Raw genomic sequence first — 17,589 nt, forward strand, 5'->3', positions numbered from 1 at the left:
GGGCTTTTTTGTTTCCGCTTTATGTCTTTTCTAGCGCTAATCGCAGACCTAGTCCAACAGGCGCTAAGACATCTGTACCAAACTTAAAAATTCTTGAAGCGAAGACACATGGAATTGTGCCTTTGGTGACTTTTTAACGCCCGGTCGAAGTATCTGAACCGTTTTCATACCTAAACTATTACCCGCACTAATTTCTGACTCCTCACTGTCTCCAATAACCCATACCTCACTCGAAGCTGTATTATATTTTTTGGCTATGATGTCGAAGTAGAATGCTTTGCCTTTTCTAGGCGGGTTACCTGGGTCATCGTAGTAAATGTCTTCAAAAGCATCTTCAACGCCCAATTGGCGAATTTTCGAATGTTGAAATTTTTGGAATCCAGAAGTTACAAGTAGCTTCACCCCTTCAAACGCATTAACTAAATGAGTGTCTTCATAGCCTTCAATAGGGTGCGCAATATTCAACTGCGAAAAGTAAGCATAACTCGCAGATTTTGAATGCTCAGAGAACTTATATTTTTCAACAATATAGTCCAAAGGTTTACGCCAAAAATCCAGACGCATTTCTTGTCTCATAGAGGGAGTTAAATCGTTACTCTTATCTGACTCGATGACATCGAATAGAGGTAGCAATATGTCTTCACCTACACTATTGCCCGGTGCTAAGCAGTTATCGAAATCAAAAATAATTAATGGCATGTATGGATAAATTACTAGGGAGTGGTGTGCACCATAGTCGCACATGAATGTTTCGATTTCAGAAAGAGCAACCTGCATAGTCGCGCACTTGTCGCATAGCGGAATTACGTCAAATACTCTGAAAACAAGCCTGATAAGAACTAGTTTGCGCTTTTTAGGCGCAGTTAAAGCCAAAAAACGCTTTTTTAATAAAAAACTTATGCATGTTCTTGCCTACTTTTCAAAATGGGTACTACGCTTACTTCATATGTAAAAACGCAGCGAAATATAACGTTGTTACTTTTTAAAAGAGGTAACGCGCCATTACTCTGTGTTTTAAAGAGATAGTTTTTGGCTTAACACCTGTGATTTTAAGCGAAGTGAGAAACTTCGAACTGTTAATAATGATAGGAAGCTAGCTGCTTCGTTCAACTGCCTTGTCTGAAAGAAGCAACCGGCAGTTGAATGTTCAGGGTGAAACTAAGCCGCGCGTAATTCTCAAGGAGAGTTTTTTGTCAGCTAACAACACATCTTCAAATCAGCAGAGCGCAGTAAACACTATATTTGCTATTTCAGGTATTGGAGTTATCGCTTCGTGGGTGCTCTACTTTTCAGTATCGGCGTTAGCCGCTCTCGCTGTGCTAACCGGCGCAGTGGTGATTGGTGCCCTTATTCACTCAAAAAGTAACAGCGAAAGCGACGAGATATACCCGACAGAGAATAGTGCTGCGGATATGGCGGCAAGCAAAAATGCTGATATTGAAAAAGCCAGTGAAGGGTTAAGTGTTTCACTTGGCACTTGTGACGCCAATTTATCGGACATCAAATCAACGCAGGATGACGCAGTAGAAACTTTGTCTCACGCCTTTAGCAGTTTGAAATCACTAGTTTCTCAACAAATTGAGTGTATTGAAGATCTGCTAAGTGTGGACGAAGCGCATACGCAGTCTTACTCCGACCGAATGCGCAATTTCGCCCGCGAAACCGATGGAACACTAACGCAATTCATTGATTCTACAGAACAGATGTCGTCGTCGACAAAGCACCTAATGGAGCAAGTGCAAACCATTCAACAGGCCATGCCTACGGTAATTGAAGCACTGAGTGGTATTGATGACATCGCTGCACAAACTAATTTACTTGCTTTGAATGCGGCTATAGAGGCGGCGCGAGCAGGTGAGGCTGGTCGTGGCTTCGCTGTTGTTGCTGATGAAGTCAGGGCGCTCTCAACTCGCTCCACTCAGTTTAGTGATGTGATTAAAACCCAGGTCGAGAACATAAGAAGTCTGGTAGATAAGCTCACAGACACTGCCGAATTTGTAGCGTCGCAGGATATTTCTCAGGTGGTTAATGCTAAATCACATATCAGTGAGCAGTTGTCTGAGATTATAAAGAAAGCGGAGGCTGACCTTGTAACCACTAAACAGATTGAAGACATTGGCTCTCAGCTTGACGAGTCGATAAATGCGGCCATTCGGGGTATGCAGTTTGGCGATATCAACGGCCAACACATTCAGTATACCCAAGATATGATCAAGTTCATTTTAGAGCAGTTGGCGACGTTAGACGCCAACAATATCGAGCGTTTCGTCAGTGCATTAAACGAGTACCAAAAAGGACTCGCTGCGAAAGGGAAAAATGACCACAACCCTGTGTCTGCAACATCTATGGACGCTGGGGAAGTCGAATTGTTCTAGCTAAGCAAGGAACAGGAAGCACAGTCAGTAATGACCTACTTTGGAGAAGTGAGCATATGAGCAAACACATTCTAGTTGTTGACGATTCAGTATCCATTCGTCAGATGGTAGAAATGACCCTAAAAGGTGCGGGCTATACCGTTACGACAGCCCAAGACGGGCAAGATGCGTTAGATAAATGCAAAAGTCAGCAATTTAATTTTGTTTTAACCGATCAGAATATGCCACGAATGGATGGCCTTACGCTTATAAAAAATTTGCGCGGTTTGGGGACTTACAGCAAAACGCCTGTTGTTATGCTTACTACAGAAGCAGGCGACGATATGAAAGCAAAAGGTAAAGCCGCTGGCGCCACAGGCTGGATGGTAAAGCCTTTCGATCCAAACAAGCTTCTTGATGTAACGAAGCGCGTGCTGGGCTAAATCGCCCACCCACTCCTAAAATCTGGAAGGATTCGGAATGAGCATCGATATAGAACAGTTTCATGGCGTGTTTTTCGACGAGAGCGATGAGCATCTCGACGATATGGAACAGCTATTGATGAGTTTAGATGTTGAATCCCCTGATCCTGAAGAGCTAAATAGCATTTTTCGCGCTGCCCATTCGATTAAAGGTGGCAGCGGTATTTTCGGTTTTGATGCGTTGATGAATTTAACGCATGTGATGGAAAACTTGTTAGATAAAGCCCGCAACAATGAGCTTAGTGTTACCGCTGACATTGTAAATGTGCTTTTAGAAACTCTCGATGTTTTAAAAGACACGCTTAACGCCTACCGCGATGAGACCCCCGTACCAGAAGACAGTATTGCCGAGCGCATTAAAATTCTAAATGGCGTAATCAACGGTCAATATACAGACGCAGCCTCAGGCGATGGTGACGATTCTTCAGAAGCAAGCGTGAATGCGCAAAACGAAAGCGCTCAGGACGACAGCTTTGGTTTCTTTGACGATGAGCCTAATAGTGCTATTGAAGCCGCTGACGACAGTTTTGGTTTTTTCGACGACGAGCCAGTTAACGAAGTGCTCTCTCACGCCGACAACACTAAAAGTGAGAATAATGACGATGACGGCTTTGGCTTCTTCGATGATGAAATATCGAATAATACCGTCGACGCACAAACTGAAACGACTAAAGCCGAAACAGCTGAAGTAGAGCAGGGTTTCGGTTTTTTCGAAGACGCACCGTCAGCTACCAATATCAATACTTCCCTAGAAATTGCGAGTAGTAATAACGCGCAAAGCGCGAGTACTCAATTAAATACAGCAACAACATCTAACAATGATAAAGCGCCAACAAGTGGCGTTGCCCCCACGACAACACAAGCCAAAACGCCACCAAAACCGCCAGCGAAAAAGAGCACCGCCCGCGAATCGGCCTCTATTCGTGTAGACACCACTAAAATTGATGCCATGGTTAACTTAGTCGGAGAGCTGGTTATCACCCAGTCAATGCTGTCTATGATAGGGCAAGACGTTGAAGGGCAGGTTGGCGAGCGGCTACAGCTAGCTATTGATGAGCTGCAGCGAAACACCCGGGAAATTCAAGAATCAGTGATGTCTATGCGCATGCTCCCGCTAACCGCAACCTTAAATCGTTTCCCGCGCTTAGTAAGAGATTTGGCAGGTAAGTTAGGTAAGCAGGTAGAACTGGTACTCCAGGGAGGCAGCACGGAAATTGATAAAAGTTTAATTGAAAAGATTGTCGACCCCCTTACCCATCTCGTTCGCAACAGCATCGATCACGGCATAGAAATGCCCGACAAACGTGTCGCTGCTGGCAAGCCAGAAAAAGGCACGGTTATTCTAAGTGCCGAGCAGAAAGGCGGTAGCATTATTATCAGCATTATTGATGATGGCGGCGGTCTTCACCGCGACAGAATTCTCGATAAAGCGCGAAGTAACGGGCTCACCGTATCTGATGACATGCCTGATTCAGAAGTATGGCAGCTTATATTCCAACCTGGTTTTTCAACTGCCGAAGCCATTACCGATGTATCGGGAAGAGGGGTAGGTATGGATGTGGTGCGCCGCAATATCGAATCGATTGGCGGTCGTATCGATATCGAGTCTAGCGCCGGTGAAGGTTCAGCCTTCTTCATTCACTTGCCACTTACGCTAGCCATAGTTGATGGCATGTGTGTGTCGGTGGGTAAGCAAATCTTCGTGATCCCACTCTTAAATATTATTGAATCCTTCCAGCCTACTAAGCAGCAGCTGAAAACCTTGGGCAACGACACCGTTCTCTATATACGAGATCAATACTGGCCTTTGGTGCCCCTCTACGACTTCATGGAAGTAGAGGATGCCGCGCTTTCTCCCACAGAAGGCATTGTTGTGTTGCTTGAAAGCAGTAAAAAACGCTTTGGTGTTTTGGTTGATGCGCTCGTCGGTCAGCAGCAGGTGGTGATTAAAAGCTTAGAAGAGCATTACCGTAAGGTGGCTGGAATAGCGGGGGCAACCATTATGGGCGACGGAAAAGTCGCACTTATTATCGATGCAGACTCCATTGCTACAACGTATACCTCCAGTCAAATAGAGGAGTTACTTTCATGAGTGAAACTGCCTTGCATCAAGCGGTTACCGGCGGACAGGACAAAGAATATTTAAGTTTTGTGCTTGGCGATGAGCATTACGCCTTGGACATCACCACAGTAAAAGAAATTAGAGGGTACGAACAAGTCACTAAGATTGCGAATGCGCCAGCCTTCATAAAAGGCGTGATTAATTTGCGTGGTGACATCGTTCCTATCGTGGACTTGCGCATTAAGTTTAACGTAGGCGAGGCCACATATAACGACTTCACAATAGTGATAATGCTGAATATTCAAGAGCGTATTGTTGGCATCGTGGTAGATGGTGTATCCGATGTTATTCGCTTGTCTGAAGAACAAGTACTTCCGCCACCAGAGTTTGGCGTAGCTTTTGACAGCAGGTATCTACACGGTTTAGCTGATGTAGATGAAAACATGGTCATTCTGGTGAACATAGAAAGCTTAATAACCAGCGAAGAGCTGGGTTTAGTCGCACCTGAGAGCGTAAAAGACGACGCGTAGTTACAAGGTCCTTCACTAAACGGAAACACCTGACATTGGGAAATATTAGTTATGGGCGTATTTAATTTTCTGAACGGCGAAGAGTTAAAAATAGCGAAGCACGACTCGCTATTGAAGTCGAATATTCTAAAGGCAAGTGCCTCAAACTTGTTGGTTATCGACAAGTCGGGGGTTATTCACTACCACACTCCCGCATTCCTGCGAATGACAAAGGCCTACCCTAAGGACTTTACTGTCAACGATGGCGAGTCTTCACTATCAGGAAAGCACATAGACGACATCGCAAATGGGGCAAGCTCTTCAGAAAACCTGTCCTATTTACTTACCCATACTTCCGGCGATAAGCACCTCGTTTCTCTTGCTGAGCACGGCTTTTGTGTAAGTGCATCTACAATAACGATAGACGAGAATGGCACTCAGCTTTATGTCACCGAGTGGCAGGACAACACTGAAAATAAACGCAACAAAGGTATGGTCGATGCCATTATGCGAAGCCAGGCGGTGATATCGTTTACGACAGACGGAGAAATCTTGTCGGCCAACGATAACTTTTTATCCGCAATGGGTTATAGCGAAAGTGAGGTGGTGGGAAAGCACCATCGCATTTTTGTCGACAGTGATTACGCTCAAAGCGAAGAATATCAGCAGTTTTGGAAAAAACTAAAAAGCGGCGACGTACACAGCGGCGAGTTTTGCAGAATTAACAAGCAAGGCGAAGAGGTGTGGATCCAAGCGACCTACAACCCAGTATTTGATGACAACGGTGACGTAGATTACATCATCAAGTTTGCCTCTGATATTACAGCGCAAAAACAAAGAAATGCCGATTACGAAGGACAGATTACGGCCATTAATAAGTCACAGGCCGTTATTGAGTTCGATCTAGAAGGTAATATTCTTAACGCCAACGAAAACTTCCTCGCCGCAATGGGTTACAGCCTTTCTGAAATTAAAGGGCAGCATCACAGCATGTTTGTTGACCCAAGCTATAAGTTAAGCGCTGAATATGCTGCTTTTTGGCAAAGCTTAAAAGCCGGAGAACACAGTGAGGGTGAATATAAACGCATTGCAAAAGGTGGCAGGGAAATATGGATCCGCGCATCGTACAACCCCATTTTCGACAGTTCGGGTAAGCCATTTAAAGTCGTTAAATTTGCCACCGATGTAACGCAAGACAAGTTAAAAAATGCGTATTTCGAAGGACAAATTAACGCTATCAGTAAATCTCAGGCTGTGATCGAGTTTGATGTCGACGGCACTATCATTACTGCTAACGACAACTTCCTTAACACCATGGGCTACCGACTAGACGAAATCAAAGGTAAACATCACCAACTATTTGTGGATGAAGAAACCAGACAGTCAGAGTCGTACCAGCGTTTTTGGTCTGAACTTAAAGAAGGTAATTTCTTCTCAGGAGAATTTAAGCGCGTAAGCAAAGCAGGAAAAGCCGTTTGGATCCAAGCTTCTTACAACCCTATAGAAGACATGAATGGCAACCCGTTTAGGGTGGTCAAATACGCGACTAACATTACCGAAGAGAAGTTGAAAAACGCCTACTTTGAAGGCCAATTAAATGCCATAAGTAAGTCACAGGCCGTCATTGAGTTTGACCTTGAGGGGGTAATTTTAAACGCAAACAGCAACTTCTTAGCCGCGATGGGATATACCCTAGATGAAGTGAAAGGAAAGCATCACAGTATTTTTGTGGACCCTGCTTTCAAAAACAGCCCTGAATACGCAGCATTCTGGGAGCAATTGCGCCAAGGCGTTTACGCTAGCGGAGAATACAAGCGTTTCAACAAGTCAGGAAAACCAGTTTACATTCAAGCCTCTTACAACCCAATCCTAGACCAAAACGGCACACCGTTTAGAGTCGTGAAATATGCCACGGACGTGACAGGAAGAACCTTAGCGGTAGAAAGTATTAAGTCTATTATGGCAAGTCTGACAGACGGTGATTTACTGAAAACGATAGAAGAGCCATTAGAAGGTGACTTCAAGGTGCTTGGCGAATCTATTAATCACTTTATTGGTGAACTGCGCGACACCATAGTGAAAATTCACACCGCTGTGGAAACCATCGATACGGCTTCAAATGAAATCGCCACCGGCAACGCCGATTTGTCTAGTCGTACCGAGCAGCAAGCGTCTAGCTTAGAAGAAACAGCGTCAGCCATGGAAGAGTTAACGGGCACAGTGAAGCTGAACGCAGAGAATGCCGATCAAGCAAAAGGCTTGGCAAGCCAGGCATCAGAAGTAGCATCAGAGGGCGGAAAGGTCATTGAACAAGTAGTGCATACCATGGGTGAAATTAACGACTCTGCCCAGCGTATATCTGACATCATCGGCGTTATTGATGGCATTGCTTTCCAAACTAACATACTCGCACTGAACGCAGCAGTTGAAGCTGCAAGAGCGGGCGAGCAAGGTCGCGGGTTTGCCGTTGTTGCCTCTGAGGTGAGAACGCTGGCGCAGCGCTCTGCCGAGGCGGCAAAAGACATAAAGGCGCTAATTTCTGCGTCGGTCGATAAAATTGGTGATGGCAACGTGTTGGTGAATAAGTCTGGGGAAACCATGGCCAACATCGTCACTGCAATTAAACGCGTTAACGACATTATGTCTGAAATTGCAGCGGCATCGTCTGAGCAAGCCACCGGAATACAGGAAGTGAGCAATGCGGTGGTGCAAATGGACGAAATGACTCAGCAAAATGCTGCGTTAGTTGAACAAGCAGCAGCGGCTGCAGACAGTATGAGACAGCAATCGGGTGAACTAGCCCAACGGGTGTCTGTGTTCAAAGTGGGAAGTAGTCGCAAGCCCACTCAGAATGCTGACATTCAGTCGCTAAACGGCAGCAAAGCATTACCTAAAGAGCGTGAAGTGCCCAAGCAGCGAATGAAAGCGCTGAACCCAGCGGCACCAGATGCGTCAGATTGGGAGGCGTTTTAGTGTATGACCGCTCTACAAAGCACGGATGCGCAAAGGGAATTTCCATATAGCCGAAGAGATTTTGAACGGGTTAAAAGCCTGCTGTTTAAACAAGCCGGAATTAACTTAGCTGATTCAAAAGATGCGATGGTATACAGCCGCCTTGCCAGGCGGCTGCGTGCACTAGAGATACACAGCTTTAAAGAGTACTTAGCGTATGTAGGAAGCTGTAAAGATGAAATGGAACACTTCATTAATGCGCTCACCACTAACCTCACGGCATTTTTCAGAGAGCCACATCACTTTGACGCACTTGCCAATTACCTGACAAAGCGACCTCAAACCAAGCGTATTTGGTGTGCCGCAAGCAGCACTGGCGAAGAGCCTTATAGTATTGCAATGACAGTGGCGTCGGTGTTTGGCACTTTTACCCCTAATGTACAAATACTTGCCACTGATATCGACAGTAAAGTTCTGCAAAAGGCTCGGGAAGGAGTGTATGCCCAAAACGGTATCAGTCAGCTGTCTTACGATTATAAAACGCAATTTTTCTATAGGGGAAAAGGCGCACAAACCGGAAGAGTAAGAGTAGTGGATGAGCTGAGAAAAATGGTGCAGTTCGAACCACTAAATTTGATGTCGCCAAACTGGTGTGTAGATTCGCCAGTGGACGTGATTTTTTGCCGTAACGTCATAATTTATTTCGATCGACCCACGCAGCGCAAAATTTTAGCGCGAATGGTTAAAATGATGTGCAATGACGGGATGTATGTCGCAGGGCACTCTGAGAACTTCACGATGTATCCTGAACTGGTCGCTCCCATGGGGAAAACCATTTATCGGCCAGTCGTTTAAAAGGAATTTGCAGTATGAGTCAGGACGAAAATCCCATTCGATACTTTGATAACCGCCTTCAAAAAGAAGCCGTTAAACTTTTGCCGGGTCAGTATTATGCCACTGCTTCAGACAAAGAGCTGGTAACCATTCTTGGTTCTTGCGTAGCAGCGTGTATTTTCGATCAAGAAAAGAAGATTGGCGGTATGAATCACTTTATGTTGCCCGACCTCAACTTCACCACCAATCTCGACGCTTGCCTAGCCACAAAGTACGGTGTACACGCGATGAACATGTTAATTGATCAGCTTGTGCACCTTGGCGCACGGCGAAATAAGTTGATGGCTAAAGCATTCGGGGGAGGAAAGGTGCTTCCTGGGTTTGTGCAGCAAGACATTGGACGAGTAAACGCTGAATTTGTCTTGGAGTATTTGGAAGACGCGAAAATACCGTTAATAAGTAGTGATTTAATGTCCACTTATGCTCGCAAAATTTATTACTTTCCTGCCGACGGTAATGTTTATATGAAGCGTATTCGCGAGTTTAACAATGCTACCCTCTACGAGCGCGAATCTACCCACCGGGTTCTACTTTCTGAACAAGCTAAGACGGGTGTAATTTCATTTTCGGAACAGTCACATGCCTATAAAAGTCCTCGTAGTTGATGACTCTGCGTTAATCCGCCAAATTCTTTCAGAAATAGTAACCCGTGATCCAGGTTTAACGCTTGTGGGTGCGGCGCCGGATGCTTATGCGGCGAAGCGAATGGTGCAAGAGTTTAGGCCAGACGTTATTACACTGGACATTGAAATGCCGAAGGTAGACGGGTTACGTTTTTTAGAAGTAATGATGAAGGCGATGCCGACCCCAGTTGTGATGATATCTACGCTGACTGAAAGAGGTGCCGACGCAACACTGCGTGCGCTCGAACTAGGCGCTGTGGATTTTATGGCAAAGCCAAAGCTCGGCGTAGCGCAAGGTATGGCTGAATACGCGGCGGTTATTGTTGAAAAGATAAAAGCAGCAGCGCATTCGAGGTTAGGCCAACCTACGCAAACACGCTGCACAAAACATGCTTCTATGCGCTACACAGGAACCGAAAAGTTAATTGGTATAGGCGCATCAACTGGGGGAACTGAAGCAATAAAAGACGTTATTATGCATTTCCCCCGCAATGCACCGGCCACCATTATTTCCCAACACATGCCCCCAGGGTTCACAACCACCTACGCCAAGCGGCTCGATAGTCTTTGTGAAATAACCGTGAGAGAAGCGCACGGAGGGGAGCGTTTATTGCCTGGATTTGCGTACTTGGCACCAGGTAATAAACATTTAAAAGTAGAGCGTAGCGGCGCTGACTATCGTTTAACCCTTGATGATGGCCCTAAGGTATCAGGACACAAGCCCTCCGTTGATGTGATGTTTGACTCGCTGGCTGAGCATGCTGGCGCAAACGCGGTGGGTGTGCTGCTTACAGGCATGGGACGGGATGGAGCAAAAGGCCTTAAGAGTATGCACACAAAAGGCTCTGTTACGTTCTGTCAGGATGAAAAAACCTGCGTTGTTTACGGTATGCCTAAAGTGGCTGTAGAAATGAAAGCCGCGAGTTTTATCAAGCCGTTAGAAGATATCTCAGATGCAATTCTAGATACGCTAGAAGCATTGGGCGCGGGCTCACGCCTTTAATTTTAATGCAATGCCCACTGTGCTGAACTATTGAAGCTTTTTAGTCTAGCGCAATGATGATGACTGTGTGTCACAAATGTCACCAAAGTAATAATTTAACAAAAATATTCAAAAGTATAATTGTTGAAGCTGGAAACTTGACCATAATTTGATTGTGTTTTGTACATCCGTTAACGCGGTAGTAACAATTGAGGTGGGATTGTGGTCGCCATTGCAGCAAATTATCTGGATAACTTTTTCTCTAATAAGAGCAACGCGTTTATTATTGCGTTTCTTATGATGTTGGCGAGTTGGAGTCTGGCTTTCACCTCGATAGCGCACTTGGGGCTTGCTATCAGCTCTGTTTGCGTTTTATTTTTGCTTTTCGTACTTCTCAAAGTGACAAAGGGTAATCAGGACTCTGCAGCCAATAGCACAAGCACGCCATCACAAGATTTTTCATATTCAAACACAAACTCGTTAGCCAATGACGCTATGGGTGTTGCTGTATCTGAAGCAAGCAGCATATTGACGATCACCTCATCAAACCTGGCCGACATATTCTCAACACAAAATGACGCGGTTGCCACATTAAGCGACTCGTTTATTTCGCTACAAACCCTTCTAGGCCAACAAGAAACTAGCATCAATAATCTGCTGACAGATGATGACGACAGCGACTGTGCCTATGCCGATAAAATGCGGACATTTGCTTCTGATACTGACATCACACTAACGCAATTCATCGCCTCAACAACTGAAATGACCGAGTCTACAAGGGCGTTAGAAACCCAAGTACAAACCATTCAGCAGGCCATGCCTACTGTCATTGAGGCGTTAAGTGGTATTGATGATATTTCTTCTCAGACCAATCTTTTGGCGCTAAACGCTGCCATTGAAGCAGCGCGTGCTGGTGAAGCAGGACGCGGTTTTGCTGTTGTTGCCGATGAGGTCCGTGCGCTATCTACCCGCTCTACACAGTTTAGCGACGTTATAAAAACGCAAATAGAAAACATCAAATCGCTCATCGATAAACTAACGGAAACTGCAGAAGTGGTTGCTTCTCAGGACATTTCTCACGTGGTCAACGCGAAAGACGCCATTAGCGAGCAGCTAAAAGGCATTATCAAAAAAGCCGAAGCCGACATAGAGGGCGCAAGTGAGCTTGAAGCTATTCGCCAACAACTTGCAGACTCAACTGCTGCCGCTATTCGCGGCTTACAATTTGGCGATATAAACGGTCAAAACCTTACCTACACCCGCGAGATTATTGATTTCATTGTGTTGCAGCTTTCAGAACTAAGCCCTGAGTCTGCGACAAAAGTGAAAGACAACCTAGCTAACTACCAGATTTCGTTGACGGAAAAAGGGCAAGCAGATCACAACCCTGTTTCGTCAACGTCAATGGACGCAGGTGACGTAGAACTTTTTTAACAGCAAAAATAAATAGTTACACAACGATGTGTGATTAACCCTGACATTTTTATAGGTGATTGAGTTATGAGTAAAAGCATACTGATTGTGGACGACTCTGTGTCCATCCGCCAGATGGTAGAAATGACCCTTAAGTCAGCGAACTACAACGTTACTACTGCACAAGACGGCCAAGATGCGTTGGACAAATGCCAAGGCGCGCGTTTCGACTTCGTGCTTACCGATCAAAACATGCCTCGCATGGATGGATTAACGCTTATCAAATCGCTCAGAGGTTTAGCGAACTTCAAGTCGACGCCAATTGTCATGCTGACCACTGAAGCCGGTGATGACATGAAAGCAAAAGGCAAAGCCGCGGGAGCAACCGGATGGATGGTGAAACCTTTCGACCCCAATAAGCTGCTCGATGTGATGAAGCGCGTTCTAGGTTAACAGAGTCGGTTTGAATAGGGTAAATGGGAGTCAGTCATGACCATTGATGTAAACCAATTTCACGGTGTGTTTTTTGACGAGAGTGATGAGCACCTCCAAGATATGGAGCAGTTGCTCATGACCTTGGATGTGGATGCGCCCGACCCCGAAGAGCTGAACAGTATCTTTAGAGCGGCGCACTCTATCAAAGGCGGCAGTGGGATTTTCGGGTTCGATGCACTAATGAATCTGACTCACGTAATGGAGAATTTGCTCGATAAAGCCCGAAACCAGGAAATTCAGGTTACGGCAGACATAGTCGACATATTTTTGCAAACCCTTGATGTATTGAAAGACACCTTATCGGCATATAAAGAACAAACAGATCTTCCCCAAGAACAAATTGATGCAAGCATAAAAGTCCTTGAAGATACCCTCGCAAGTGCGTCAGGACAAATGCCACAAAACGCAGAAGAAACATGTGATCAAACTGCTCAAGGTGAAGCTAATACAGACAACGAGATTGATGGATTTGGATTCTTTGATGAAGACGAGACTGAATCTCAAGAAACCAATTTAGAAAGTTCTCAAAGTCAAAATATCTCAGATGACATTGAAGGCTTCGGACTTTTCGAAGATGAAGCCACATCAGAAGAGACGCAGGCTAAAGGTGAAGCGAATACCAAGGTCGGCGTAGCTGATGAGGGCTTTGGCTTTTTCGAACCCGACACCCTTCCTGTAAAAACAGACGCTTCTGAATCTTCTTCGCAACAAGTTACACCAAAACAACCTATTGTGAAGCCCGTTAAAACCAAGCCAAAAGCAGCGACGAAAGAGGCAGCATCAATTCGTGTCGATACCACCAAAATCGATGCGATGGTTAATCTGGTCGGCGAACTGGTGATTACTCAATCCATGCTTTCAAACGTGGGGCAGGAAGTTGAAGGACAAGTCGGAGAGCGCCTACAGCTTGCTATAGACGAGTTGCAGCGCAATACCCGTGAAATTCAAGAATCAGTCATGTCTATGCGCATGTTGCCGGTAAACATGACGTTTAATCGCTTCCCTCGTGTGGTACGTGATTTGTCTTCGAAGCTAGGCAAAAAAGTGGATTTGGTGATTCAAGGTGGCAACACCGAAATAGATAAGAGCCTAATCGAAAAACTGGTCGATCCGCTTACGCATTTAGTAAGGAACAGTATCGATCACGGTATAGAAAGTCCTGAAAAACGCCTTGAAGCCGGCAAAGCCGAAAACGGCACAGTTATCTTAAGTGCAGAGCAGAAAGGTAGCAGTATCATCATTGGTATTATCGACGATGGAGCCGGTTTAAACAAAGCACGCATTGTAGAGAAAGCCACACAAAACGGCCTCACGGTTACGCCAGATATGCCCGACAGTGAAATTTGGCAGCTTATATTTCAAGCGGGCTTTTCGACTGCTGCAGAAGTTACTGATGTGTCGGGCAGAGGTGTAGGCATGGATGTGGTTCGCAGAAACATCGAGTCTATTGGCGGGCGTATTGAAATTGAATCATCGCAGGGTGAGGGCTCTGCGTTTTATATCCACTTACCACTCACGCTCGCTATCGTAGACGGCATGTGTGTATCGGTTGGCGATCAAATTTTCGTTATCCCACTACTTAACGTTATCGAATCATTTCAACCCACATCATCTCAAGTGAAAACCCTTGGCAATGACAAAGTACTGTGGATTAGAGACCAGTACTGGCCGCTGGTGTCACTTACTCAACTTATGCAGGTAGACGATGGCATCACTGAGCCAACCAAAGGGATCGTCGTGCTACTAGAAAGCAGTAAGAAGCGCTATGGCGTGCTGGTGGATTCGCTTGTGGGTCAACAACAAGTCGTAATTAAGAGCCTTGAGCAACATTACAAAAAAGTAGCAGGGATCGCAGGTGCAACCATTATGGGAGATGGCAAGGTAGCCATGATTTTGGATGCAGACTCGGTGGCTACTAACTGTACAAATGTTCCAAATGAAGAGGTTTCACTATGAGCGAAGCAGCCTTACAACAAGCCGTTAGCGCATCGAAAGAGAACGAATTCTTAAGTTTTGTCTTGGGTGAGGAGCACTATGCCCTTGATATCACAACCGTGAAGGAAATTCGTGGTTACGAACAGGTTACCAAAATTGCCAATGCGCCAAACTTCATTAAAGGCGTGATAAACCTTCGTGGCGACATTGTACCTATCGTCGACTTACGCATTAAGTTCAACGTAGGTGAAGCCACTTATAACGATTTTACTATCGTCATTATGCTTAACGTTCACGAGCGGATCGTTGGCATTGTGGTAGATGGCGTGTCTGACGTCATTCGTCTTTCCGAAGAAGACATGCTGCCGCCACCAGAGTTCGGTGTGGCGTTCGATAGCAAGTACCTTCACGGACTGGCCGATGTCGATGAGCACATGGTTATTTTAGTCAATATTGAAAGCTTAATTACAAGTAACGAATTGGGTTTAGTTGAAACAAAAGCACAAGTGGTAGAGGGCTGAGAAAATGGGAATTATGACGTGGTTAGAAGACTTCACAAAAGCAACGGACGTTAACCAAGCATTAAGAAACAAACAGGCACTTGATGCTACAACCTGTTGCATCATGATGGCCGATGCAGACAGAAATATTATCTATGCTAATCAGTCTGTAAAGTCGCTGCTTAAAGAAAACGAGAAGAAACTTCAGGCTGTACTCCCCAGTTTTTCTGCTGACAACTTGGAAGGTCAAAACATCGACCAGTTTCATCGTAATCCTTCGCATCAGCGCAATATCCTTGCTGAATTGAAATCGACAATGACCTCTACGATTAGCATTGGCGACTTAAACTTCAAACTCACCCTTACGCCGTTTTTCGACCAAGAGAATAACAATATAGGCACCATGGTTGAATGGGTTGATCAGTCAGAATTACTCATTAAAAGCACGATGCTTAATGTGTTGAATAATGCCCAGGCTGTTATCGAATTTAACGCCGATGGTGTTATCCAAAACGCGAACGACAATTTTCTTAATGCGCTTGGCTACAGCCTCAATGAAATTGTTGGCAACCATCACAAAATGTTTTGTGACGCACAATACATTCGCTCAGAAGAGTACGCCCAATTTTGGCGCGACCTCAAAGAGGGCAAGTCACAAAACGGCGAGTTTTGTCGATTCGACAAAATGGGGAAAGAGATTTGGATCCAAGCCACCTACAACCCGGTTTTCGATGGCGAAGGTAAAGTTATTCGCGTTGTGAAGTTTGCCACCGACATCACTGCATCTAAGTTACGCAATGCCTATTTCGAAGGACAAATAGACGCAATAAACAAAGCGCAGGCCGTTATTGAATTTGACCTTGAGGGCAAAATTTTAAACGCCAACGAGAATTTCACAAACACGGTTGGCTACAGCCTAGATGAAATTAAAGGTAAGCATCACAGTATGTTTGTGGAAGATGAGTATAAGCGCAGTGTTGAGTACAGTCAGTTTTGGGAACAGTTGCGCCAAGGCGTACAGTTCACTGACGAATTTAAGCGCGTGGGCAAAGGCGGGAAAGAAGTTTGGATCCAAGCGTCTTATAACCCTATTTTGGATCAAAACGGTAGACCTCACCGTGTGGTGAAATATGCTATTGATATTACTGGTAGAAAACAGGCCATTAGCGATATCAAAACCGCCATGAATGAATTGGTTCAGGGTAATTTAGATTGCCGCATTGAGCATGAGTTCGAGGGTGAATTCAAAGAGCTTGGCACGTCAATAAACCGCTTTATCGACGATATGCGTCGCATTATCGGTTCTATCAGTGATGTGATGACCCGCTTATCTGGCGGTGATTTAACGGCGGAGCTTGATGAACAGTTCGAGGGAGAATTCCAAGTACTAGGCGATGCTATCAATCAATTCGTTAGTGAAATGTCTGGCACTATCGGTTCAATTTACCAAGCAGTAGAGACAATCAATACGGCCTCGTCTGAAATTGCCACGGGGAATTCAGACCTATCAAGTCGTACCGAACAGCAGGCGTCTAGTCTTGAAGAAACGGCGTCGAGCATGGAAGAGCTTACCGGTACCGTCAAGCTCAACGCTGAAAATGCGGAACAAGCCAATAGCTTAGCGTCTCAGAGCTGTGAAATCGCGTCGCGGGGCGGTGAGCTAATCCGTCAGGTTGTGGACACCATGTCGTCTATCAACGAGTCTGCGCAGGAAATTTCAGACATCATCGGCGTAATCGACGGCATAGCATTCCAAACTAATATTCTGGCATTAAACGCTGCCGTAGAAGCTGCACGAGCCGGTGAACAGGGCCGTGGCTTTGCGGTAGTTGCGTCAGAGGTACGAAGCCTGGCTCAGCGTTCTGCCGAAGCAGCAAAAGAAATCAAAGAGCTTATATCAGACTCGGTAAGCAAGATTGATGGCGGTAACAAACTCGTCAATCAGTCAGGCGACACCATGGAAGAAGTGGTGACTTCCATTAAGCGAGTTAACGACATTATGTCGGAAATTGCAGCGGCGAGTTCTGAGCAAGCTTCTGGAATTGAAGAGGTAAGTAAAGCCGTTGTGCAAATGGATGAAATGACGCAACAAAATGCAGCGCTGGTGGAAGAGGCTGCGGCTGCCGCAGAAAGTTTGCAGCAGCAAGCGGGAAGTTTATCTGAACGCGTATCAGCATTTAACATTGGTGATAAAGCGACGGTCAGTGAAGAAAAACCAATAAAGGTTGCATCAGTAAATAAGAATAAACACGTTGCACCGGTTACAGCAATTAAAACGCAAAAGAAACTGGCTCCAAAAGTACCAAGCAGTGACGATTGGGAGTCGTTCTAAAAAAGCGAAGGCGAATTCTTGAAAAGGAATTCGCCTTTTTTATTACACGGCATTGA

14 protein-coding genes are annotated in these 17,589 nt (G+C 45.4%); 13 read left to right on the plus strand and 1 reads right to left on the minus strand.

What is annotated here, in order from left to right:
• Positions 1-63 precede the first annotated feature (63 nt).
• Positions 64-777 (minus strand): HAD family hydrolase, encoded by a 714-nt coding sequence (locus KUL49_RS18080; RefSeq protein WP_242633888.1) that lies wholly within the window; start codon positions 775-777, stop codon positions 64-66.
• 926 nt (positions 778-1,703) lie between these two features.
• Between KUL49_RS18080 and KUL49_RS21540 the strand changes: the two genes are divergently transcribed.
• The 13 genes from KUL49_RS21540 (at position 1,704) to KUL49_RS18145 (ending at position 17,533) form a co-directional block, all read left to right on the plus strand.
• Positions 1,704-2,375 (plus strand): methyl-accepting chemotaxis protein, encoded by a 672-nt coding sequence (locus KUL49_RS21540; RefSeq protein WP_373995662.1) that lies wholly within the window; start codon positions 1,704-1,706, stop codon positions 2,373-2,375.
• 56 nt (positions 2,376-2,431) lie between these two features.
• Positions 2,432-2,797, plus strand: coding sequence for a response regulator (locus KUL49_RS18090; protein ID WP_131138179.1), 366 nt, complete (start codon positions 2,432-2,434; stop codon positions 2,795-2,797).
• Between the two features lie 37 nt (positions 2,798-2,834).
• Positions 2,835-4,928 (plus strand): chemotaxis protein CheW, encoded by a 2,094-nt coding sequence (locus KUL49_RS18095; protein ID WP_131138180.1) that lies wholly within the window; start codon positions 2,835-2,837, stop codon positions 4,926-4,928.
• Positions 4,925-5,428, plus strand: coding sequence for a chemotaxis protein CheW (locus KUL49_RS18100; RefSeq protein WP_014947935.1), 504 nt, complete (start codon positions 4,925-4,927; stop codon positions 5,426-5,428). Before KUL49_RS18095 ends, KUL49_RS18100 begins: the two co-directional genes overlap by 4 nt.
• 51 nt (positions 5,429-5,479) lie before the next feature.
• A complete protein-coding gene (locus KUL49_RS21480) occupies positions 5,480-8,380 on the plus strand; it encodes a methyl-accepting chemotaxis protein (protein ID WP_131138181.1) in 2,901 nt (966 codons plus the stop codon).
• Between the two features lie 3 nt (positions 8,381-8,383).
• On the plus strand, positions 8,384-9,214 hold the full coding sequence (locus KUL49_RS18110) for a CheR family methyltransferase (protein WP_131138182.1): 831 nt from the start codon (positions 8,384-8,386) through the stop codon (positions 9,212-9,214).
• A gap of 14 nt (positions 9,215-9,228) precedes the next feature.
• Complete coding sequence (gene cheD / locus KUL49_RS18115) at positions 9,229-9,858, plus strand: chemoreceptor glutamine deamidase CheD (RefSeq protein ID WP_131138183.1); 630 nt, start codon at positions 9,229-9,231, stop codon at positions 9,856-9,858.
• On the plus strand, positions 9,833-10,879 hold the full coding sequence (locus tag KUL49_RS18120) for a chemotaxis response regulator protein-glutamate methylesterase (protein WP_014947939.1): 1,047 nt from the start codon (positions 9,833-9,835) through the stop codon (positions 10,877-10,879). The genes cheD and KUL49_RS18120 overlap by 26 nt, the downstream gene beginning before the upstream one ends.
• Before the next feature lie 201 nt (positions 10,880-11,080).
• A complete protein-coding gene (locus tag KUL49_RS18125) occupies positions 11,081-12,292 on the plus strand; it encodes a methyl-accepting chemotaxis protein (protein WP_131138184.1) in 1,212 nt (403 codons plus the stop codon).
• Positions 12,293-12,358: 66 nt separating this feature from the next.
• Positions 12,359-12,724, plus strand: coding sequence for a response regulator (locus tag KUL49_RS18130; protein WP_014947941.1), 366 nt, complete (start codon positions 12,359-12,361; stop codon positions 12,722-12,724).
• 36 nt (positions 12,725-12,760) lie between these two features.
• Positions 12,761-14,722 (plus strand): chemotaxis protein CheA, encoded by a 1,962-nt coding sequence (locus tag KUL49_RS18135; protein WP_131138185.1) that lies wholly within the window; start codon positions 12,761-12,763, stop codon positions 14,720-14,722.
• The gene (locus KUL49_RS18140) at positions 14,719-15,222 is read left to right on the plus strand and encodes a chemotaxis protein CheW (RefSeq protein WP_014947943.1); all 504 of its coding nucleotides are present in this window, start codon (positions 14,719-14,721) and stop codon (positions 15,220-15,222) included. Before KUL49_RS18135 ends, KUL49_RS18140 begins: the two co-directional genes overlap by 4 nt.
• A gap of 4 nt (positions 15,223-15,226) precedes the next feature.
• Complete coding sequence (locus KUL49_RS18145) at positions 15,227-17,533, plus strand: methyl-accepting chemotaxis protein (protein WP_014947944.1); 2,307 nt, start codon at positions 15,227-15,229, stop codon at positions 17,531-17,533.
• The last annotated feature ends 56 nt before the right edge of the window (positions 17,534-17,589 follow it).

The sequence above is a fragment of the Alteromonas sp. KUL17 genome (genome assembly GCF_006538305.1).
GTDB lineage: Bacteria > Pseudomonadota > Gammaproteobacteria > Enterobacterales > Alteromonadaceae > Alteromonas > Alteromonas macleodii.